We start from the raw sequence: 20,337 nt of genomic DNA, 5'->3' as shown, positions 1-20,337 counted from the left end.
CTTCAGCACCTTTTTCTTAGGTTAGTCAGCCTCTTGGCGTCAGCTGTCAGCCGCCGCCTGGGCTTTGCTCAAAAGCGCCTTGAAGGTTTCAACCTCCTGCGCCTCCATCCCCTCCAGCAGCCGCGCCTGCGTCTGCACATGCGCGGTTACCGCGCGGTCAATCAGGGCAAGGCCTTCCTTGGTCAGACCCACCAGAAAGCTGCGGCTATCCTCGGGGTTCACTTCGCGCTTGACCAGCCCGTCCGCTTCCAGCCGGTCGATCCTGTTGGTCATCGTGCCCGAGGCCACCATCGTTGCCTTCAGCAAATCGCCCGGCGACAAGGTGTAAGGATTGCCTGAGCGGCGCAGCGTGGCCAGCACATCAAACTTGGCCGCGTTCAGCCCAAACTCTGCAAAAGTTGCCTGCATCCCGCGCTGATACATCAGGTACAGCCGCGCCACCCGGCCAATTACGCCCATGGCCGTGACATCAAGGTCCGGCCGCTCCCGTGCCCATTGCTGGGTGATAAAATCCACATGGTCCATATCCCCGGTTTAATAGATTATACCTTGACGTCAAGATAAAATCCATTATCTCGGCATCAAGACAAGGAGAGACACATGCCCATCCGGACCCTTCTGCTGACGGCGCTGGCGCCTGCCATCTGGGGCAGCAGCTATATCGTGACGACCTCTCTGCTGCCCGGCCATTCACCGCTGGTGGTGGCCTTGCTGCGGGCGCTGCCTGCAGGGCTCTTGCTGCTGCTGCTGGTGCGCCGGCTGCCGCCGCTCGACTGGCTGCCGCGCCTGGTGGTGCTGGGCGCGCTGAATTTCTCGCTGTTCTGGGTGCTGCTGTTTGCCTCCGCCTACCGCTTGCCCGGCGGCGTCGCCGCCACGCTCGGCGCCGTGCAGCCGCTGATTGTGGTGTTCCTGGCATCCCTGGTGCTGAAGACACAGATCCGAACCGCCGCTATTGCCGCCGCTCTGCTAAGCATCGCAGGCGTGGCCCTTTTGGTGCTGACCCCCGCGGCCAAGCTCGACACGATTGGCGTGCTGGCCGGGCTTGGTGGCGCGCTGTCGATGGCCGCAGGTGTGGTGCTGACCCGCAAGTGGCAGCCGCCGGTTCCGCCGCTGACCTTCACCGCCTGGCAGCTGACAGCGGGCGGGCTGCTGCTGCTGCCCGTTACACTCTGGATGGTGCCTGAGCTGCCCGTTTTCACCGCCGCCAATATCGCGGGCCTCGCCTATATGAGCCTGATCGGCGGCGCGCTGACCTATATTCTGTGGTTCCGCGGACTGGCCCGGATCGAGCCCTCGCAAGTGTCGCTTCTGGGTGTCCTCAGCCCCTTGTCAGCGGTGATCCTCGGTTGGCTCCTGCTGGGTGAAACCCTGACACCGAACCAAATGCTGGGCGCGGTGCTGGCCCTATTCAGCCTGTGGCTCGGCCAGTCCCGGCTGCGCCTGCGCACCAAACGGCACGCAACTTCGGCGGAGTAACCCGGGTCACCGCGGCATTGCAGGCTCACAGGCCCCGCCGCGGTGGCATTCCAGCACCTGCCGCCGCACTTCAGATGTGTCGGCAAACACAAACCCGCCGCAAGCCCCGGCCCGGATCACCAGCTCCTGCCCGCGCTGTTCAGCAAAGAACACCTGGTCCGCGCCCGGGGCCATACCGCCGCACCAGGGGCCGAGGCACTCCACCTCAAGCACTGCCTGCACGTTGACACGGCTGGAAAAATATTCTCCGTCCAGCACCTTGCCCGAAAGCTGCGCCGGAATGCGGGTCAGCGGCGGCATGTCATTGGGATTGTCTGCATGGGACCGCGGCAACAGGCTTTCGTCAAACCGCAGCTCGCCCGCGATGATGTTGTAAACGCTGTCCGATTTCGCGGCCTGCAGATAGGCGTCTGCAGGTCCCCAGGGCAGGCAGCTGAGAGCGGCGGCGGGGCTTGCGGAAACGGACAAGAAACAAGCGAGAAGGGCGGCGCCTGACCTTGGGGAGGTGCAATGCGCCTTCCCAGGGGGAAGGTCAGGCGCTGCCCGGCCTGTCGGCGGGCCGAAACATTCGGATAGAAACCGTGGCAATCCCATCTCACAAATACTCCCGGAACTCACCCACCACCCGCGCATAAACCTCGCGCTTGAACGGCACGATCTTTTCCACCAGCTGCGCAACAGGCTGCCAGCACCAGGCCGAGAATTCCGGATGATCCGTCTCGATATTGACCTGTTCATCCGTCCCCAGAAAGCGCATCAGATACCATTTCTGCTCCTGCCCCCGGTACTTGCCGCCCCAGAACTTCGGCACCACGTCATACGGCAGGTCATAGGGCAGCCAGCCGTCGGATTCCGCAATGATCTCCACTAGCTCCGCCGCCACGCCGGTTTCTTCCTCCAGCTCGCGCAGGGCAGCTGCACGCGGGTCCTCGCCCGCATCGATTCCGCCCTGCGGCATCTGCCAGGCGTCCTTGTAGCGGTCCTTGCGCTGGCCGACAAAAACCGCGCCCTCACCATTGATCAGCATTACTCCGACATTCGGACGGTAGGGCAGCTTGGCAATCTCTTCCGGCGTCATCCGGCTCTCCTCGAAATGCTTTGCTTAAACCTTAGACCGCTTGCCGCAGGGGCATGCAAGGGGGTGACGCGGCGTTTGCACGTGACAAGCCCCCCTTCGCCCCTGATCCTAGGGGCAACTGCCAGGGAGAGTTTCAGATGACTGCGTACCCCAACATGCTTGCCCCGCTGGACCTGGGCTTTACCACGCTGAAGAACCGGGTGCTGATGGGCTCGATGCACACCGGGCTGGAGGAAACCGGTGATTGGAACCGGGTGGCGGAATTCTATGCCGCCCGTGCCCGCGGCGGTGTGGCGCTGATGGTGACCGGCGGCATCGGCCCGAACCTGGAAGGTTCAGTTCTGCCCGGCGCCTCGATGATGACCTCCGCCAAGGACGTCGAGAACCACCGGGTGATCACGGACCGGGTGCATGAAGCGGGCGGCAGGATCGCCATGCAGATCCTGCACGCGGGCCGCTATACCTATGGGCCGAAATGCGTCGGCCCCAGTCCGGTGAAATCGCCGATCTCGCCCTTCCCGCCACATGAGCTGGACGAGGACGGCATCGAAAAGCAGATCGCCGACATCGTGAACGCCGCTTGCCTCGCGCAGGAAGCAGGCTACGACGGGGTCGAGATCATGGGGTCCGAGGGCTATTTCCTCAACCAGTTCCTGGTCACCCGCACCAACAAGCGCACCGACCGCTGGGGCGGCTCTTACGAAAACCGGATGCGGCTGCCGATCGAGGTCGTGCGCCGCACCCGCGAGGCTGTGGGCCGCAAATTCATCATCATCTACCGCCTGTCAATGATCGACCTGGTGCCTGAAGGCTCCACCCACGACGAGGTCGTGCAGCTGGCGCAGGAAATCGAGAAGGCCGGCGCGACCATCTTCAACACCGGCATCGGCTGGCACGAGGCGCGCATCCCGACCATCGCCACCTCGGTGCCGCGGGCGGCCTTTGCCTGGGTCACGCAAAAGCTGATGGGCAAGGTCTCGATTCCAATCATCACCTCCAACCGCATTAACTCGCCTGAGGTGGCCGAACAGGTTCTAGCGGAGGGCTGCGCCGACATGGTGTCGATGGCGCGGCCGATGCTGGCGGATGCGGATTTCGTCGCCAAGGCCGAAGCCGGCCAGGCCAGCCATATCGCCCCCTGCATCGCCTGCAATCAGGCCTGTCTCGACCACACCTTCAGCGGCAAACTCACTTCCTGCCTGGTCAACCCGCGCGCCTGTCATGAAACGGAACTGGTGATCGAACCCGCCGCCGCGGCCAAAACCGTGGCGATTGTGGGCGCCGGCCCTGCCGGGCTGGCCACCGCGCTGACGGCAGCGCAGCGCGGCCACAAGGTGACCCTGTTCGACCAGGCCGATGAGATCGGCGGCCAGCTCAACATGGCGAAGCAGGTTCCGGGCAAGGAAGAATTCTGGGGGTTGGTGGACTGGTACCGGACCATGATCGCCGATGCCGGCGTCACCCTCGCACTGGGGCACCGGGTGGCGGTGCAGGATCTGACCGGGTTTGACGAGATCGTTGTCGCTACCGGCGTCATCCCGCGCGATCCCGCCATTCCGGGCCAGGACGGCGACAATGTTCTCAGCTACATCGACGTACTGCGCCACAAAAAGCCTGTTGGACAGCGGGTCGCGGTGATCGGCGCTGGCGGCATCGGCTTTGATGTCTCCGAATTCCTGTTGGAAGAGGGCCACAGCCCCGCCACCGATCTGCCCGCCTGGATGAAGGAATGGGGCGTCAGCGACCCGGCAGAACACCGCGCGGGCCTTGCTCCCGAAGGCCCGCAGCCTGCCGCCCCTGCGCGCCGCGTGACACTCCTGCAGCGCAAGGCCGAGCGTCACGGCAAACGGCTGGGCAAGACCACCGGCTGGATTCACCGCGCCACGCTCAAGATGAAGGATGTCGAGTTTCTGGGCGGCGTGAACTACGAACGCATCGATGCGGACGGCCTGCACGTCTCCTTTGGCGAGGCGCGGGAGAACCCCACCTTGGTTGCCGCGGACACCATCGTTCTATGCTCCGGACAAATCTCCGAACGCCGATTGGCGGATGATCTGGCAGAACACGGCATCACTGCGCATGTGATCGGCGGTGCCGATGTGGCCGCGGAACTGGACGCCAAACGCGCCATCAACCAGGGCACCCGGCTGGCCGCGGCGCTATAACCGCGCCATGGCCAGCTCCGGTCTGGCGCAGATTTCTCCAATGAATCTGGCGGCATGGCCGCAACCGCGCTAACCATGGGGAAACGGTTGCAAATGAGGCCGCCCCATGCCGATTTCTGCTTACGACCTCTGGGCCGATGGCACCGCCCGCCCCGCCGCTGATCTGGCCGCGACCGGGCCGGGCCGCTACCGCTGGCTGCACTTCGACCTGGCTGACCCGGAGCTGGCCGAATGGTGCAAGACTCAGCTCCCCGGCATCCCGGGCCAGGCGCTGCTGCAAAGCGAAACCCGGCCCCGCTGCGATGTGTTCGAGGACGGTCTGATCCTGAACCTGCGCACGGTGAACCGCAATCCCGGCGCCGAAGCCGCGGAGATGCTGTCGCTCAGGATCTGGGTCACCAGCCGAACCATTGTCACCGTACGGCTGCGCAAGACCTTCGCGCTTGATGCGTTCCGTGCCGAATGCAGCACCGGCCGCGGTCCCAATTCGCCAGGTCATTTCCTTTACCGCCTGATCAACGGGCTGGCCCTGCACACCCGCGACGTGGTGCTTGAGCTAAGCGCCGCGACCGAGGCGCTGGAGGAGATGACCGAGGACGGCACCCTGCCCGCTGCCGAAGCACTCAAGGCACCGCGCCGCAACGTGCTGAAGCTGCACCGCTACCTGGAACCGCAGCGCGAAGCGCTGCTGAACTTGCAGGAATCCGGGGGTGCGCTGTTTTCGGAGGGCGAGCAGCTGCACCTGCGCGAGGCGGTGAACCTGTTCACCTTGGCGGCGGAAACGCTGGAATCGCTGACCGGGCGGCTGGCGGTGCTGCGCGACCACACCGACGCCGAGCTGGCCCGGCAAATGGGCCGCAACAGCTATGCGCTGTCGGTGGTGGCGGCGCTGTTCCTGCCGCTGGGATTCCTGACCGGCCTGTTCGGCGTGAATCTTGCCGGCATCCCCGGCGCAGAGTCGCCGCTGGCCTTTCCCATTCTCTGCCTCAGCCTGCTGGGGCTCGGTGCTGGCATGCTGCTGGTGATGCGCTGGCTCAGGCTGCTCTGACCGCTGCATGCCCGCCCCCGCTGCCTATCCGTGCAGTTTGCGGCTGCCAGCCGGTGCCTGCCCGCGGTCCTCCATGCCGTAGTCGCGGATCACCCCCGCCACCCGCAGCCGGTAGTCCGCAAAGATCCCGCTCCGGCCCCTGCCCTGCGCCGAGCGGTGCTCTGCAACCTCGCGCCAGCGCTGCACCGCGGCCTCATCCCGCCAGAAGGACAGTGACAACAGCTTCTCCGGCGCGCTCAGGCTTTGGAACCGCTCAACCGATATGAACCCGTCCACCTGTTCCAGCAGCTCCCTCAGCGCGGCCGCGGTGTCCAGATAGGCTTCCTTCTGCCCCGGGGCAATCTGCACTTCGAATATCACGGCTATCATACCCACCCCCTTAAACCGCCCCATGCGGCGCCGAAGCCAGCTTCAGCCAGGTCCGGTCCTCGCCCAGCAAGAACCGTTCCTTTTGCGCAAACTCATAATTCTCCCGCCCCAAGGGATCCGCCGCCAGCCGGGCACGATAAGCCTCATACTCAGCAAGGCTTTCCACATTGTAAATACCATACGCCAGTGTCGACGACCCTTCATGCGGCGCATAGTAGCCGACCAGGCCGGCTCCGCAGCGCGGGATCGCCTGGCCCCAGTTGCGGGCGTAGTGTTCGAACTGCGCCTTCTTGGCAGGGTCGATGCGGTAACGGATAATGCAGGTCAGCATGGGAAGTCCTCAGTTTGTTCAGGACCTCCTGCCTAGCCCGCTCCATCACCTGGATGCTTCGATGCAGATCGAAACGTTACTCCACGGTGATAGTGATCAATTCTGAAACAACCGGAGCAACATGCGGTACATGGCCTGCATCCCCAAGCACCAGTTGCAGCGTATGACGGCCCGGCGACAGCTCCAGCGTCACCTCGGTCTGGCCGCCGCCGAAATGCAGATGGTTGTCGTCCGACGGCAGGCCGAAGTTCAGCTCATCAGCGCCATCTTCGCCTTCACCCAGCGGCGGCCGGTCGATCAGCAGATGATGGTGCCCGGTGAACTCCTTCTCAACTCCGGACGGGGCCACCCCCATGCCCGAGAGGCCAAAAACCAGCGTGAGCGGAGACGACACTGAATCCCCATGTTGGATATTCGCAAAATAGACTTTGGCCTCCGGCTTCGAAGGCGTCCCACCTCCGGCCCTGACCGGACCCCAAGCCAGGGCCGCCAGAAAGAAAGACAGCGCAGCCGCAATCAGCAGTTTCATTTTCGGTCCTCCAACAGAACACTTGGCCAACAAACTATAGCTAGCGGCGCGCCGCCCTGCGGCAATCCCGTTGCCGGGAACAACCGCGCAAAAACCTCTCAGCACCGTCTATGGCCGCCGCCCGCTTGTTTGCAGCGCGGGGCAAGGGAGATAGTCTTGACTGACAGCTTTGCGGTGGCGGCCCGGCAGTCACTGGCTCCTCCTCCGGAAATATGTGCCAACGGCCAGCAGACACGGGCGCGGCAACAGGGGCACTTGGTGCGGCCGCCCGTGCCGGGTTATCATCTGATTTAGATGTTCAATCTTCGAATGCGATGGAAGTATGCCGAAGACCTGCCCCACACCGAAACTGGTGATTTTCGACTGCGACGGCGTGCTGGTGGACAGTGAGCCGGCCGCCAACCAGGCGTTGGCAGACAACCTCGCACGCCACGGGCTGGTGCTGACGGTGGAGCAGTCGATGGCGCATTTCGTCGGCGGCACCATGGCGAGTGTGATGGCCAAGGCCCGCTGCCTGGGTGCAGACCTGCCGGAAAACTGGATCGCGGAAATCCATGCCGAGACCTATACACGGCTTGAACGGGGCGTGCCGCTCACAGCGGGCATCCCTGATCTGCTGGCACGGCTTGACGCACATGGCGTCCCTGTTTGCGTGGCCTCCAACGGCAGCGAGCAAAAGATGCGCATCACTTTGGGCCAGAACGGGCTGTGGGAACGGTTCCACCCTCATGCAATGTTCTCAGCCCAATCCCTGGGCGTGGCCAAGCCGGAACCGGGATTGTTTCTGGCCGCCGCCAGCCATTTCGGTATGCAGGCGCGCGATTGCCTGGTGATCGAGGACAGCGGCAGCGGCGTCACCGCCGCAGTGCGCGCGGGCATGCGCTGCCTGGGATTTGCTCCCCTTGGCAGCGGCAGCAGGCTCGCCGCGCTGGGAGCGGAAGTGTTCAGCGGCATGGCAGAGGTGCCGGCCCTTTTGTCGATCTAAGCACGTTGTGGTATTGACGCCCGCATGGAGCAGACATTGAACACCCCGTTTGTGGCGCCTTTTGCCGAGGCTGAAGCCGGGACTAAGCCGAAGCCGGAACCGCAGCGGGCGCCGCTGTTCATTCAGGACGCGGTAACCCCATGGGCGGGCAGCACCATGCTGCTAACCCTGTGGCGGCTGCAGGAAATCGCGGACCGCGGCAGCTAGTGCCCAAGCCCGCTGCTGCTTCTTTCCGGTTGAAAGTACTCCAGGGGGTTCGGGGGCCGGCCCCCGCCGCCGCCCTGACGGATTACCCGTAGGTCGGGTGAAATTTCCCGGCCGGCGACAGGGTGAAGATATCGGCCCCGTCTGCAGTGACCCCGATCGAATGCTCAAACTGCGCCGACAGAGACTTGTCGCGGGTGACGGCAGTCCATTCGTCGGCCAGAATCTTGGTCTCCGGGCGGCCCAGGTTGATCATCGGCTCAATGGTGAAGAACATGCCTTCTTCCAGCACCGGGCCGGTTCCGGGCCGGCCGTAGTGCAGCACGTTCGGCGGTGCGTGAAACACCTGGCCAAGGCCATGGCCGCAGAAATCGCGCACCACGCTCATCCGCTGGCTTTCGGCATAAACCTGAATCGCATGGCCGATGTCGCCAAAGGTATTGCCGGGCTTCGCCGCCTCAATCCCCACCATCAGCGAATCATGAGTGACCTGAATCAGCCGCTCGGCCTTGCGCGGCAGCTTTCCTGCCACAAACATCCGCGAGGTGTCGCCGAACCAGCCATCGACGATCACAGTCACGTCGATATTCAGGATGTCGCCGTCCTTCAGCTTCTTGTCGCCGGGGATGCCATGGCAAACCACATGGTTGACCGAGATGCAGCTGGCGTGCTGATAGCCCTTGTAGCCGATGGTTGCGGACTTAGCGCCGGCATCCTCGACCTTTTGGGTGATCAGGCGGTCGATTTCGCCGGTTGTCTGGCCCGGAAACACATGTGCGGCAATCTCATCCAGAATACGCGCCGCCAAGGCACCCGCCTTGTGCATGCCGGCAAAATCGCCGGCTTCATGAATGCGGATGCCGTCCTTGGTTGTGCGGCCGTCTTTCGATCTCATCAGGCGGAGCTCCATCGGGTGTTGTCCCGTAGCTATCTAAAACGTCTTGGCCAAAAGGGCCAGAGCCGGCAGCGGAGGCCTGTTGGAACTTTTTCAACCGTGCTGCGTTGGGTCGGGTGTGCAGCAACAGCACAAGCCAGGAGGGACGCAGCAAAATGGATAATATCAGCGATTTAATGAAGGCTGAGATTTACGGTGGAAAGTCATTGGCCGATTTGGTGACGCTGGAATTTCTGGCGCAAGCTTTGGGAAGCGTTCTGGCCGCGACAGTCATTCTGCTGGCAGGTTTCATAGTTGCGCGCTGGGTCAAGCGCCGGATCGTAACACTGGGCGATAGCCATGCCAAGCTTGACCCGACCCTGTTTCATTTCCTCGGCAACTTTGCGCGCTATGTCATTCTCGCCTTTGCGGTGCTGTTTGTGCTGAATACCTTCGGGGTCAAGACCACGTCAATCGTGGCGGCCATCGGTGCTGCCGGCCTGGCGATCGGCCTGGCCATGCAAGGCGCGCTTTCGAATGTTGCGGCGGGGGTGATGCTCATCCTGTTCCGCCCGTTCAAACTGGGCGATTTCATCAAGGTGAACGGCGAGATGGGCACAGTCAAGGACATCAATCTGAACAACACGGTGATTGCCAGCCTCAGCAATCTGAAGGTGATCGTTCCCAATTCCGAGGTTTGGGGCAACACCATCACCAATTACTCAGCCTTCGACAGCCGCCGGGCGGAATGGACCTTCGGGGTCGGCTATGGCGCCAATCTGGCCACTGCCGAAAGGGTGATCCGCGACACCATCATGGCCGACAGCCGTTCGCACAGCGACCCGGAACCCTTTGTGCAGGTCAATGCGCTCAACAGCAGTTCGGTGGATTTTCTGGTGCGCGTCTGGGTCGATGCGGCGGAATATTTTCAGTATCAGGCCGACATCAAGCGCAAGGTCAAAGAGGCGCTGGATGCGGCAGGTGTCGATATTCCCTTCCCGACCCGCACGCTGGTTCACACCGATCCTGCCAGCCAGGAAGACGAGGTCGGCAAGGCCGCCTGACATCCTTACCGGCGCCGCTATTCCACTTCGGCAATGGCAGCGCCGGCCACGACCCCCTGCGGCGTGATTCTGGTGCCCAGCACCAGCCGCTCCACCCCCGCGGCCGATGCACTGGCAAAGGCAGCTGCATAGGCCGGGTCGATATCTCCGGCCAGACGAAACCGGTCGCAGTCCGTGCGCTGCACCAGGTAGAGCATCACCGCCCGGTGGCCCTGGGCCACCATATTTGCCAGCTCCCCAAGATGCTTGGTGCCGCGGGCTGTGACGCTGTCGGGGAATTCCGCCAGGCCCGGTTCCCGCGACAGTGTCACGCTTTTCACTTCAACATAGCAATCCGGCAGGCCGTCTTGCTGCAACAGAAAGTCGACGCGGCTTTTTACGCCGTATTTCACCTCCGGCCGCACGGTTGTGTAGGCTGCGAGACCGGCAACCTCACCCGCCTCCAGCGCGGCCCGCAGGGCGCGGTTGGGGACCGAGGTATCAACGCCGGTGAAATGCCCGTCTGCGTGCTCAACCAGCCGCCAGCCGTATTTCAGCTTTTTCTTCGGGTCGTCGTTCGGCTCCAGCCATATCCTCATACCCGGCTCCGCCAGGCCCATCATACTGCCGGGGTTGGCGCAATGGGCGGTGACCTCCCGCCCGTCCTCCAGTTTGCAATCGGCAAGGAACCGTTTGTAGCGGCGGATCAGCACGGCGGGGATCAGAGGGGTTTCAAAGCGCATGGGCTTAGGCCTATATCTGCCTGAGTGAGGTATCAAGGGAGGAAGATCATGGCGAATCCAACGGCTGCCATGCTGGTTATCGGGGATGAAATCCTGTCGGGCCGGACCCGCGATGCCAATATGTACTATCTGGCGGGTGAGCTTGCCAAACACGGCATCGACCTGCGCGAAGTCCGCATCGTCAGCGATGACGAGGCCGCAATCATCGGCTCGGTGCAGCTGCTATCGGCCGCATACGACCATGTTTTCACCAGCGGCGGTATCGGGCCGACGCATGACGACATCACTGCAGACTGCATCGCCAAGGCGTTTGACGCGCATCTGGGGGTCCGCGATGACGCCCGCGCGATCCTGCAGGCGCATTACGACACCCAAGGGCTGGAAATGAACGAGGCCCGCCTGCGGATGGCACGCATCCCGGAGGGCGCCGCACTGATCGAAAATCCGGTCTCGGCCGCACCGGGCTTCACCCTTGGCAATGTGCATGTGATGGCCGGGGTGCCGCTGATCTTTCAGGCGATGGTGGCCAGCGTTATGCCAACGCTGACCGGCGGCCAGCCGGTGCTGTCGCAAACCCTGCGGGTGTTCCGCGGCGAGGGCGAGATTGCCGGGCCGCTGCGTTTGCTGGCAGAAGCCTATGCGGATTTGTCGGTGGGCTGTTACCCGTTTCAAAAAGACGGTGCCTTTGGCGCCAATATCGTGATCCGCGGCACCGATGGTGCGCAAATTGATGCCGCGATGACAGAACTGGCAAAGGAGCTGGAGCAGTGACCACCGATCCCCGTTACTATGCCCTGACCGAGGCGACATGGCCGCCTGCCTCCACCCGCAGCCTGGGCCCCGTGACCCTGCGCGACGGCCAGGGCGGCGGTAGCCGGGTGTCGGCGGCGACGGTGCATGGCACTGTCTCGGAGGCGGAGATTGCCGCAGCCGAAGATACAATGCGTGCGATGGGCCAGGACTGCCTGTTCATGATCCGCGACGGCGAGGCGGATCTGGACGCACAGCTGGAGGCGCGCGGCTATGCGGTCAAGGATCCGGTCAACCTGTGGACCTGCCCGGCCAAGCATTTGACAGACATCCCGGTGCCGCGGGTCACCGCCTTTTGCGTCTGGGAGCCGCTGGCGATCCAGCGCGAGATCTGGCAGCAGGGCGGCATAGGGCCGGCGCGTTTGGCGGTGATGCAAAGGGTGCGAGGGCCGAAAACAGGGCTTTTGGCGCGTCACAAGGACAAACCTGCCGGTGCCGGGTTTGTTGCCATTCACGACGGTGCAGCGATGATCCACGCACTTGAAATCCTGCCGCAGCAGCGCCGCTGTGGCATGGGCGCCTGGATGATGCGCCAGGCAGCGTTTTGGGCTATTGAAAACGGTGCAGCTGAGCTGGCAGTTCTTTGCACCAAACGCAACGAGGGCGCCAACGGGCTTTATGCTTCCCTTGGCATGGAATGCACCGGACAGTACCACTACCGGATTTTACAGGAAGGTCATTGAACAATGACGGATCAGACCCTGCCCACAGCCCTGGATCTGCCGATGGCGGACCCGCTGCCGCCCGAGACGCAGAAGTATTTCGATATCTGTGCCGAGAAGCTGGGATTTGTGCCCAACGTGCTCAAGGCCAATGCCTTTGATATCGAAAAGCTGAATGCCTTTACCGCCATGTACAATGACCTGATGCTGGCGGACAGCGGCCTCAGCAAGCTGGAGCGGGAGATGATCGCGGTTGTGGTCTCGGCGATCAATCGGTGTTTCTACTGCCTGGTGGCGCATGGCGCAGCAGTGCGGCAATTGTCGGGCGATCCGGCTCTGGGTGAAATGCTGGTGATGAACTACCGGGTCGCCCCTTTGGAGGCGCGCCAGCGCGCGATGCTGGATTTTGCAGCCAAAATGACCACTGCCAGCGCAGAGATCGCCGAGACGGACCGTCAGGGCTTGCGGGATGCAGGCTTCAGCGACCGGGACATTTGGGACATTGCCAATGTCGCGGGCTTTTTCAACATGTCCAACCGGGTGGCCAGCGCCACTGCCATGGTTCCCAACCCGGAATACCACAGCCAGTGCCGCTAAGACGTTTGATTTCCGCAGCCGCGGTGATGCTGCTTCCGGCTCTACCTGTTGCGGCTGAAATCACCCTGCCAGCCGGCGCGTCTGCTGTTTCTGAACGGATCACGGCGCTTGGTGTCTACCAACTGCCGATCGGGCCCGAAGAGGCGGACAAAGTGCCCTCGCGCCGGTTCGAGGGACGGATTTTGCGCCGCACCTGGCGGGTCGAGGAAAACAGCACCGTGCTGCAGATCCTGGCGCCGTTGCGGGACCAGTTGCAGGCCGCCGGTTTTGAGGTGCTGCTGGACTGTGCCGCACGCGATTGCGGCGGATTCGGATTCCGCTTCGGGATCGAAGTGGTGCCGTCGCCGGACATGATGGTAGATATCTCCAGCTATCACTTCCTGTCCGCCGCCAAAGCAGACGAAGCGGTCTCGCTGCTGGTGTCGCGCGCAGGCGGCGCGGCCTTTGTGCAGATGATCACAGTGCATCCGCCGGGGTCGGCAGCAACGGCAACAGCAGTGGTAAAGCCTGCCGCCGGGACGCCTAGCATAGTGCGGCCGGTGGAACTGGCCAAGCTGCTGGAGGTGCGCGGCCACGCCGTTCTGACGGATCTGGTGTTTCAAAGCGGCTCCACCCGGCTGCAGGACGGCACCTATGCCAGCCTGCGCGAACTTGCGGAATATCTGGCCGCCAATCCGCAAAACCGGCTGCTGCTGGTGGGCCATACCGACACTGTGGGCTCGCTGGAGCAGAACACCGGCATCTCCGAACGCCGGGCGCAGTCGGTGAAGGACCGTCTGGTCGGGGAACTGGGCGCGGATGCGGCACAGATCGCGGTCGCCGGCGCCGGCTTTCTAGCCCCGCTTGCCAGCAATCTGATACCCGAAGGGCGCGAGGCCAACCGGAGGGTTGAGGCAGTGTTGCTGGGCGATTGACGCCGGACCAGCGTATGACCCCTGCCCGGCCCAATCCGCCACAAACCGCCCGCATTCCCCGCGGCTGGGAACCTTGGGGCCGGCATGCACGTTACAATCCAGACGGGATGGAACGCGTTAGTCTGGATCAACGGCTGTGCATCCTCCGGGATCAGGTGCCGGCCGGCCCCGGAACACAGACGCACAAGACTTGGGGGATTGGCATGTCATCGGCAGGTGTGAATTGACCTGTGCGTGCGTCGGGGGCGGCTCAATCGTCCCGCTCGGCTTTTCACTCTGACCAAACCCTCGCGATGCTTGGCATGGGTATCTGCGCGCCCGGCCGGTTTTCACACCCCCAAAAAGAGCCCCCGCATCCGGTGCGGGGGCAGGTCTTCGAGGGATGTCTTGGTCCGGTTTTCCGTAGCGCCGGTTCAGGCTTTCCATTCTGACGGGTCGCGGTCGGCAAATGCCTGGACCAGGAAATCGATGAATGCCCGGACTTTCGGCTGAGTGAATTTCCCGGGCGGGTAGACGGCATAGATGCCCTGGGTTTCCACTGGCAGGCTGGGCATGACGTCTTCGACCAGCCCTTCTTCCAATGCCTCGGAGTAGAGGTAGCTGGGCAAGTAGGCGATACCGAGACCCGAGATCGCCGCGTTCAGCAGCGATTGCCCGTCATTCACCGACAGCCAGCCCGAGGTGCGCACTTGGCGTTTCTCCCCCGACGGCGCGGTGATCTTCCAGACATTGCCGCTGGACTGGCTGGAGTAGTGCAGCAGCTTGTGGGTGTTCAATTCATCAATCTTCTGCGGGCGGCCGAATTTCTCCAGATAGGCGGGCGAGGCGATCATCCGTTTGGACGTCTCGGTCAGCTTGCGGGCGCGCAGAGAGCTGTCTTCCAGCTCGCCGATCCGCACCGCCATGTCGAACCCTTCGGAGATCAGCTCCACATAGCGGTTGTTCAGCACCATGTTGACGGTGATGTCCGGGAAGTCCTGCAGAAACTCCGACAGCACCGGTGACAGGTGATTGACGCCAAAATCAGTGGCGACCGAAATCCTGAGCAGACCTGAGGGGGCGGATTGCATCGAGGTGACCAGCGCATCCGCTTCCCCTGCATCATTCAGCACCCGGCGGGCGCGGTCGTAATAGGCAAGGCCGATCTCGGTCGGGGACACCCGGCGGGTGGTGCGGTTCAAAAGCCGCGCGCCAAGCCGGGTTTCCAGACTTGAAACATGTTTGGAGACTGCGGACTTCGAGATCCCCATCTTGCGTGCCGCGTCGGTGAAGCCGCCCTGGTCCACCACATTGGCAAAGGCCTCCATCTCGGTCAGTCGGTCCATGTTCACCCATCCTCGTGTATCCGTGTCACCCCTAGTGTTGCGGGTGAAATCGGGCAAGATCGGGGCAAGGGTGGGATAATTGCGAGGTTTTGCGGGGATCGTATGCGCTGTGGAAACGGCTGGAGGTCTGGCAAACTCGCCGGCGGCCTGCGGCTGTGATGCGCCTAAGGACCGCGTGAAAGGACCATTATTTTCAAGTATCTTTTAAGGCTTTGGATCAAAATGCCTCAGGCGGCTTTCCACATCAGCGAAATATGGGTGTCGCCGTATTTGCGGCTGTCCTGCAGAACGAACCCTTCCGGCGCGGCGACCGGCGCGCTTTCTTCCCAGACCACCAGCGCGTCTTCCGCCACCCATCCGCCGGCGACAGCGGCCGCCATAGCTTTTTCCCCCAGCCCCTTGCCATAGGGCGGATCAAGAAAGATCAGATCAAACGGCGCGGCCGGGTTCGCCCCCAGCTTCAGCACGTCGCGGCGGATCAGGCTGCAGCGGTCTTCGGCGCGGCAGATGGTGATGTTCTTGCGGATCAAACCGCTGGACACGCGCCCGTCATCCACGAACACGGCCTCGGCCGCACCGCGTGACAGCGCCTCCAGCCCCAATGCGCCGGTGCCCGCAAACAGGTCCAGGACCCGGGCGCCGGAGACGGCGCCGGTGTGCATCAGCACGTTGAACAGGCTTTCCCGCACCCGGTCGGTGGTGGGGCGCAGATGGGCGCCTGCATCGCCCTTGCCCACCGCGGCCAAGGCGCGGCCGCGGAAGTCTCCTGCGATGATCCTCACGCTTTCAGCAGCGGTTTCAGATCGGCAGCCGGGTCAGCGGCCACCGCTTTGTCCGCTGTTTTGCCCATGTCGATCAGGCGTTTGCCCACCATATAGGCGCGCGGGTCGTTCATCGCGTCGACCGCCACCAGCTGATCGCTTTTGTAGTACCAGAACGAAACCTGCCCCCCCTCGCCCTGGCGGGTGACCACATTGTCATAGCCGGTGTTCAGGCCCGCAATCTGCAGTTTGACGTCATACTGATCGGACCAGAACCAGGGGGTGGCAATATACTCTTTGTCCGCACCCAGCATGTTCTGCGCCACCACTTCGGCCTGGTCGATGGCGTTCGGCACACTTTCCAGGCGGATGCGCTTGCCCTGAAACGGGAAAGAGGCGCAATCGCCCGCCGACCAGATCGCGGCGTCCGAAGTGCGGCCCTTGGCGTCTGCCTTGATGCCGTTCTCCAGCTCCAGCCCGGCCATTTCCGCCAGCTGCGACGACGGAGTGATGCCGACGCCGACCACCACAAAGTCCACCTCAACGGTTTCGCCGCCGCTCAGCACTGCGCGGGTCACCTTGCCGCCCTCGCCTTCCAGCCGCTCCAGGCCAACGCCTTCGCGGATGTCCACGCCGTGGGAGGCATGCAGGCGGCGGAAGAAATCAGAGGTCTCAGGCGCCGCAACACGCTGCAGGATGCGGTCGGCCATCTCGACCAGCGTCACTTGCACGCCCCGCTTGGCGCAGACCGCAGCCGCCTCCAGCCCGATGTAGCCGCCGCCCACGATCAGCGCGCGCTTGCCCTCGGTCACATGCGGTGCCATCGCGTCCACGTCGGTCAATCCGCGCACCACATAAACGCCGTCCAGATCACCGCCGATCGCGGCCGGCAGGCGGCGCGGGTCGGATCCGGTGGTCAGCGCCAGCTGGTCGTAGCGGATCACCTCATCGCCCAAGCTCACCGTCCTGGCCGCCGGATCGATTGCCGTCACCCGCCGCCCCAGCTTCAGAGTGATGTTGTTTTCCGCGTAAAAGCTTTCCGGGCGCAGGAACAGCCGTTCAAGCTCCATCTCGCCCAGCAGATAGGCCTTGGACAATGGCGGGCGCTGATACGGCAGCGACTCCTCGGCTCCGATCAGGGTAATTTCACCGTCAAACCCGTCCTTGCGCAGCTTTGCAACCAGCGAAGATCCCGCCTGCCCAGCTCCAATCACGACGATGTGGGACATCTCTGCTTGCCTCCCGCAATAGTTCCCGTCACGCTTTCACCGGACCCTATATACCCGGGGCCCCAAAACGCAATCATGAGAAAGAGGAACGTGCGATGATTTCTGTTGGAGACCAACTGCCGGACGCGACACTGACGCTCATCGGAGACAACGGCCCCGAGCAGGTGCAGCTGTCAGACAAGCTGAAGGGGCGGAAAGTCGTGCTGTTCGCGGTGCCCGGAGCCTTTACCAGCACCTGCCATTCGGCCCATGTGCCCAGTTTCATCCGCACCAAGGATCAGTTCGCTGCCAAGGGTGTCGAGGAAATCATCTGCCTGGCAGGAAATGATCCGTTTGTGATGAAAATCTGGGGCGAAAACACCGGTGCGGCCGAGGCCGGGATCACCATGCTGTCGGATGCCGAATGCACCCTGACCGAGGCTATCGGCATGCGCCTGGACGTGCCTTCGGCCGGTCTGATCGGCCGTTCGCTGCGCTATGCGATGCTGGTGGAGGACGGTGAAGTGAAAGTTCTCAACAAGGAAGAAAACCCCGGCCAGTGCGAGCTTTCCGCCGGCGAGGGCTTGCTGGAGTCAATGGGCTGAACCCAGGCCCGGCTGCGGCTGCCTGACCCGGTGGCCGCAGCCCCCCTTAATAAACGGTAAAAAATAAGGTCAGCATAGCTGCCGGAATGTTTCGCGCGCGAAACATTTGGACAGAATTGCTGACCTTTCTGTAAGGGAGCCGGATCAAGTCTGCGGTTCGCCAAACAGCCCGTCCATCTTGCGCGCCAGCTTGGCATCCAATGCGCTGATCCCGTCCACATCATGGGTGGTCAGCACCACTGTCACCCGGTTGTAGACATTGCTCCACTCGGGGTGATGGTTCCATTTCTCGGCCCAGATCGCGGCGCGGGTCATCCAGCCGAAAGCATCGGCGAAATTGCTGAACTTGAAGGTCTTGGTGATGGCATCCCGGCCCTCGACCATTTCCCAGCCGGTGGCAAACAGCGGCTCCAGCAGCGGGCCGCGGGTGGCATCGGACAGTTTTTCCGTCATTCTTGCTCCTCCACATGTGCTTTGCGGAACGGGCCGTAATCGGTCAGGATTTCGATTTCTTCCTCGGTGGCGGCCCGTTCAGCCTCGAGGTAGCGTCCAACGGCCCCGGCAAACCCGGGATCGCCGATCCAGTGCAAGCTGTGCGTCTCGCACGGCAGATAGCCGCGTGCCAGCTTGTGTTCACCCTGCGCGCCGGCCTCGGCCCGGTCAAGCCCCAGGGCAATGGCCAGCTCTATGGCCTGATAATAGCACAGCTCAAAATGCAGGCAGGGGTGATGCTCGACACAGCCCCAATAGCGCCCGTAAAGCGTTTCACGGCCAATGAAATTCAAGGCACCCGCAACATAGCGCCCGTTGCGCTCCGCGAGAATCAGCGCGATGTCCTGCGCCATTGTGTCATGGGCGATATCAAAGAATTGCCGCGTCAGGTAAGGTGCGCCCCATTTGCGCGCGCCGGTGTCCTGATAAAACTCCCAGAAGGCATCCCAATGCTCAGGCCGCAGGCTGTCGCCCTGGTAAACCCGGATATCGCCGCCGAAACATTGCGCCTGCATCCGCTCCTTGCGGATGTTCTTGCGCTTGCGCGAGGACAGCGCCCGCATGAAGGCTTCGAAATCGCCGTAGCCGTGGTTGCGCCAGTGAAACTGCTGGGTGAAGCGGCGCATCAGCCCCATCTCTTCGCCCATCCGCGCCTCGTCCTGGGTGCAGAAGGTCACATGCAGCGAGGACAGGTTATTGTCGGCCGCCAGCTGCACCGCGCCCTGCACCAGTGCCGAATGGCCGATACCGTCAAAGCCGGGGCGCACCAGAAACCGCCGCCCGGTGGCCGGCGTAAAGGGCACCGCGATCTGCAGCTTGGGATAATAATGCCCGCCTGCCTGCTCATAGGCCTGCGCCCAATTGTGGTCAAAGATATACTCGCCCTGGCTGTGCCCCTTGGCATAAAGCGGCGCGCAGGCGATCAGCCGCCCATCCTGAAACGCCGTCAGATACTGCGGTTGCCAGCCTGTGCCCGGCCCGACCGAGCCGCTCGCCTCCAGCGCGCTCAGGAACCGGTGGGTGGTGAACGGGTCCAGCGGACGGCCACCGTCTGCCGCCTCGGGGCAGGCACAGGTATCCCAGTCCTCTGCCGCGATCTGCGACAGTGAGGCCAGCACCCGGATTTCGATTTTAGCCTGGGTCATGCAATTCCTCCGCACCGCATCAAAGATGTGGGGTCTGCGCCTGCCTGATCAAGGTGTTAGCGGCGAGAGGTACTGTTCAAACGTCACGTTGTCGGCAAAGACGCGCGCCGCTGTTTCCTCTGCCGCGGACGTCACAGTCCAGCACAGCACAGGCACCCCGTCGTTGCGCAGCGCCTGCACCCGCGGACGAGGCAGATCGGCGGCTTCGTGGCTGATAAAACTCGCCCCGGTGCGCGCGAAATCCGGGATGCCGCGCAGATCGTCGCAAACCGCTTTCGGCAGCTCCGGCCATTCTGCCGGATCATAGGCGCTGGTGGTGATGCCGCGGGCAATTTCCGGCGCCAGCTGGGCCAGCTCCGCGACTGAATTGGGGTTGAAAGACATCACTGCCACCGGACCGCCGTAGCCCTTCAGCGCCGCGGCCGTGGCCCGCTCCAGCGCGCCATCGGTGCGGCCCATCTGCCCGTGCTGGTCCTTCAATTCAATCAGCAGCGGCACCTTTCCTGCAACCAGGTCCAGCACTTCGGGCAGATCCGGAATACCTTCGCCATCACCGTCTTTCAGCGGGATTGCCTGCAGGCCGCCGCGGGTGCGTGCGCGGACCGGACCGGAGGCATCCGCCAGCCGGTCCAGATCATTGTCATGAAAGACCATCGCACAGCCGTCGCTGGACAGCTGCAGGTCGATCTCGATTCCATAGCCCGCCGCTATCGCCGCACGGATGGCCGCGCGGCTGTTCTCCGGACGCCCGCCGGCCGCGTCATGCAACGCTCGATGGGCCAGCGGCACAGTCAGGAGGGCGGCAGGCAGGGCAGGCTTCATTTGATCTGGAAGACCCCGTCGATTTCAACTGCAGCGCCAAGCGGCAGGGATACCGACCCAACAGCCGCCCGGGCATGGCGGCCCGCATCCCCAAGAACTTCGACCATAAAGTCGGAAGCTCCGTTCACCACAAACGGCTGACCACTGCGCG

At 63.1% G+C, this 20,337-nt stretch carries 25 protein-coding genes and 1 pseudogene; 11 read left to right on the top strand and 15 right to left on the bottom strand.

All coding sequences use genetic code 11. The features are described 5' to 3' along the window. Positions 1-39: 39 nt before the first annotated feature. The gene (locus tag VOI29_RS10915) at positions 40-525 is read right to left on the bottom strand and encodes a MarR family transcriptional regulator (protein WP_323778672.1); all 486 of its coding nucleotides are present in this window, start codon (positions 523-525) and stop codon (positions 40-42) included. Between the two features lie 75 nt (positions 526-600). Between VOI29_RS10915 and VOI29_RS10910 the strand changes: the two genes are divergently transcribed. Next, positions 601-1,476, top strand: a complete 876-nt coding sequence (locus tag VOI29_RS10910) for an EamA family transporter (RefSeq protein WP_323778670.1) — start codon at positions 601-603, stop codon at positions 1,474-1,476. Positions 1,477-1,482: 6 nt separating this feature from the next. On the opposite strand, the gene VOI29_RS10905 is transcribed toward VOI29_RS10910, so the two are convergent. Further along, a complete protein-coding gene (locus VOI29_RS10905; RefSeq protein WP_323778669.1) occupies positions 1,483-1,944 on the bottom strand; it encodes a hypothetical protein in 462 nt (153 codons plus the stop codon). Between the two features lie 127 nt (positions 1,945-2,071). Next, positions 2,072-2,554 (bottom strand): RNA pyrophosphohydrolase, encoded by a 483-nt coding sequence (locus VOI29_RS10900; RefSeq protein ID WP_323778667.1) that lies wholly within the window; start codon positions 2,552-2,554, stop codon positions 2,072-2,074. A gap of 137 nt (positions 2,555-2,691) precedes the next feature. Here VOI29_RS10900 and VOI29_RS10895 point away from each other — a divergent pair, with 137 nt between their 5' ends. Both VOI29_RS10895 and VOI29_RS10890 read left to right on the top strand, forming a co-directional pair. Further along, complete coding sequence (locus VOI29_RS10895; RefSeq protein ID WP_323778665.1) at positions 2,692-4,719, top strand: NADPH-dependent 2,4-dienoyl-CoA reductase; 2,028 nt, start codon at positions 2,692-2,694, stop codon at positions 4,717-4,719. A 106-nt stretch (positions 4,720-4,825) separates the two neighbouring features. Next, positions 4,826-5,767 carry a CorA family divalent cation transporter gene (locus tag VOI29_RS10890; RefSeq protein WP_323778663.1) on the top strand — a complete coding sequence of 314 codons (942 nt, stop codon included), beginning with the start codon at positions 4,826-4,828 and terminating at the stop codon, positions 5,765-5,767. A 24-nt stretch (positions 5,768-5,791) separates the two neighbouring features. Here VOI29_RS10890 and VOI29_RS10885 read toward each other — a convergent pair whose 3' ends face one another. From VOI29_RS10885 to VOI29_RS10875, 3 genes are all read right to left on the bottom strand, one after another. Further along, on the bottom strand, positions 5,792-6,136 hold the full coding sequence (locus VOI29_RS10885; protein WP_323778661.1) for an antibiotic biosynthesis monooxygenase: 345 nt from the start codon (positions 6,134-6,136) through the stop codon (positions 5,792-5,794). 10 nt (positions 6,137-6,146) lie between these two features. Next, positions 6,147-6,467: an NIPSNAP family protein gene (locus tag VOI29_RS10880; RefSeq protein WP_323778659.1), complete on the bottom strand. Its 321-nt coding sequence runs from the start codon at positions 6,465-6,467 to the stop codon at positions 6,147-6,149. A 76-nt stretch (positions 6,468-6,543) separates the two neighbouring features. After that, a complete protein-coding gene (locus VOI29_RS10875) occupies positions 6,544-6,996 on the bottom strand; it encodes a DUF4399 domain-containing protein (RefSeq protein ID WP_323778658.1) in 453 nt (150 codons plus the stop codon). Positions 6,997-7,318: 322 nt separating this feature from the next. Between VOI29_RS10875 and VOI29_RS10870 the strand changes: the two genes are divergently transcribed. Together VOI29_RS10870 and VOI29_RS10865 are read left to right on the top strand one after the other, a co-directional pair. Continuing rightward, positions 7,319-7,981 carry an HAD family phosphatase gene (locus VOI29_RS10870; RefSeq protein WP_323778656.1) on the top strand — a complete coding sequence of 221 codons (663 nt, stop codon included), beginning with the start codon at positions 7,319-7,321 and terminating at the stop codon, positions 7,979-7,981. Between the two features lie 24 nt (positions 7,982-8,005). After that, positions 8,006-8,188: a hypothetical protein gene (locus VOI29_RS10865; protein WP_323778654.1), complete on the top strand. Its 183-nt coding sequence runs from the start codon at positions 8,006-8,008 to the stop codon at positions 8,186-8,188. An 82-nt stretch (positions 8,189-8,270) separates the two neighbouring features. On the opposite strand, the gene map is transcribed toward VOI29_RS10865, so the two are convergent. After that, positions 8,271-9,080, bottom strand: a complete 810-nt coding sequence (map, locus tag VOI29_RS10860) for a type I methionyl aminopeptidase (protein WP_024091207.1) — start codon at positions 9,078-9,080, stop codon at positions 8,271-8,273. Positions 9,081-9,235: 155 nt separating this feature from the next. Between map and VOI29_RS10855 the strand changes: the two genes are divergently transcribed. Next, the gene (locus VOI29_RS10855; protein WP_323778652.1) at positions 9,236-10,123 is read left to right on the top strand and encodes a mechanosensitive ion channel family protein; all 888 of its coding nucleotides are present in this window, start codon (positions 9,236-9,238) and stop codon (positions 10,121-10,123) included. Between the two features lie 17 nt (positions 10,124-10,140). Here VOI29_RS10855 and sfsA read toward each other — a convergent pair whose 3' ends face one another. Beyond that, positions 10,141-10,845, bottom strand: a complete 705-nt coding sequence (sfsA, locus tag VOI29_RS10850) for a DNA/RNA nuclease SfsA (protein ID WP_323778650.1) — start codon at positions 10,843-10,845, stop codon at positions 10,141-10,143. A 48-nt stretch (positions 10,846-10,893) separates the two neighbouring features. On the opposite strand from sfsA, the gene VOI29_RS10845 reads away from it, so the two are divergent. Genes VOI29_RS10845 through VOI29_RS10830 form a run of 4 tightly spaced genes read left to right on the top strand, consistent with a single transcriptional unit; the run spans position 10,894 to position 13,828 of the window. Next, entirely contained in the window at positions 10,894-11,616 is a 723-nt protein-coding gene (locus VOI29_RS10845; RefSeq protein WP_323778648.1) for a competence/damage-inducible protein A, read from the top strand. Beyond that, complete coding sequence (locus tag VOI29_RS10840) at positions 11,613-12,338, top strand: GNAT family N-acetyltransferase (protein WP_323778646.1); 726 nt, start codon at positions 11,613-11,615, stop codon at positions 12,336-12,338. Before VOI29_RS10845 ends, VOI29_RS10840 begins: the two co-directional genes overlap by 4 nt. A gap of 3 nt (positions 12,339-12,341) precedes the next feature. Then, positions 12,342-12,914, top strand: coding sequence for a peroxidase-related enzyme (locus VOI29_RS10835; protein WP_323778644.1), 573 nt, complete (start codon positions 12,342-12,344; stop codon positions 12,912-12,914). Positions 12,915-12,940: 26 nt separating this feature from the next. Continuing rightward, a complete protein-coding gene (locus tag VOI29_RS10830; protein ID WP_323778642.1) occupies positions 12,941-13,828 on the top strand; it encodes an OmpA family protein in 888 nt (295 codons plus the stop codon). Positions 13,829-14,241: 413 nt separating this feature from the next. On the opposite strand, the gene VOI29_RS10825 is transcribed toward VOI29_RS10830, so the two are convergent. The 3 genes from VOI29_RS10825 to VOI29_RS10815 form a co-directional block, all read right to left on the bottom strand. Beyond that, a complete protein-coding gene (locus tag VOI29_RS10825) occupies positions 14,242-15,153 on the bottom strand; it encodes a LysR family transcriptional regulator (protein WP_323778640.1) in 912 nt (303 codons plus the stop codon). 227 nt (positions 15,154-15,380) lie between these two features. Further along, positions 15,381-15,935, bottom strand: coding sequence for a 16S rRNA (guanine(966)-N(2))-methyltransferase RsmD (gene rsmD / locus VOI29_RS10820; RefSeq protein WP_323778638.1), 555 nt, complete (start codon positions 15,933-15,935; stop codon positions 15,381-15,383). Then, positions 15,932-17,143, bottom strand: a complete 1,212-nt coding sequence (locus VOI29_RS10815) for an NAD(P)/FAD-dependent oxidoreductase (RefSeq protein ID WP_323778637.1) — start codon at positions 17,141-17,143, stop codon at positions 15,932-15,934. Before VOI29_RS10815 ends, rsmD begins: the two co-directional genes overlap by 4 nt. 95 nt (positions 17,144-17,238) lie before the next feature. Here VOI29_RS10815 and VOI29_RS10810 point away from each other — a divergent pair, with 95 nt between their 5' ends. Then, positions 17,239-17,727, top strand: a complete 489-nt coding sequence (locus tag VOI29_RS10810) for a peroxiredoxin (protein ID WP_323778635.1) — start codon at positions 17,239-17,241, stop codon at positions 17,725-17,727. A 144-nt stretch (positions 17,728-17,871) separates the two neighbouring features. Here VOI29_RS10810 and VOI29_RS10805 read toward each other — a convergent pair whose 3' ends face one another. The 4 genes and pseudogenes from VOI29_RS10805 to VOI29_RS10790 all read right to left on the bottom strand — a co-directional run. Then, positions 17,872-18,180 (bottom strand): 4a-hydroxytetrahydrobiopterin dehydratase, encoded by a 309-nt coding sequence (locus tag VOI29_RS10805; protein WP_024091219.1) that lies wholly within the window; start codon positions 18,178-18,180, stop codon positions 17,872-17,874. Continuing rightward, the gene (locus VOI29_RS10800; protein WP_323778632.1) at positions 18,177-19,364 is read right to left on the bottom strand and encodes a GNAT family N-acetyltransferase; all 1,188 of its coding nucleotides are present in this window, start codon (positions 19,362-19,364) and stop codon (positions 18,177-18,179) included. Before VOI29_RS10800 ends, VOI29_RS10805 begins: the two co-directional genes overlap by 4 nt. Positions 19,365-19,412: 48 nt before the next feature. Beyond that, positions 19,413-20,186, bottom strand: a complete 774-nt coding sequence (locus VOI29_RS10795) for a glycerophosphodiester phosphodiesterase family protein (protein WP_323778630.1) — start codon at positions 20,184-20,186, stop codon at positions 19,413-19,415. Further along, positions 20,183-20,337 (bottom strand): annotated as a pseudogene (locus VOI29_RS10790) (RidA family protein); the annotation flags it as partial. The pseudogene VOI29_RS10790 and the gene VOI29_RS10795, both read right to left, overlap by 4 nt.

It is taken from the genome of Leisingera sp. (assembly GCF_034669605.1).
Classification (GTDB): domain Bacteria; phylum Pseudomonadota; class Alphaproteobacteria; order Rhodobacterales; family Rhodobacteraceae; genus Leisingera.
Note: the sequence above shows the minus strand (reverse complement) of the source record. Positions and strands in the feature narration are given on the sequence as shown.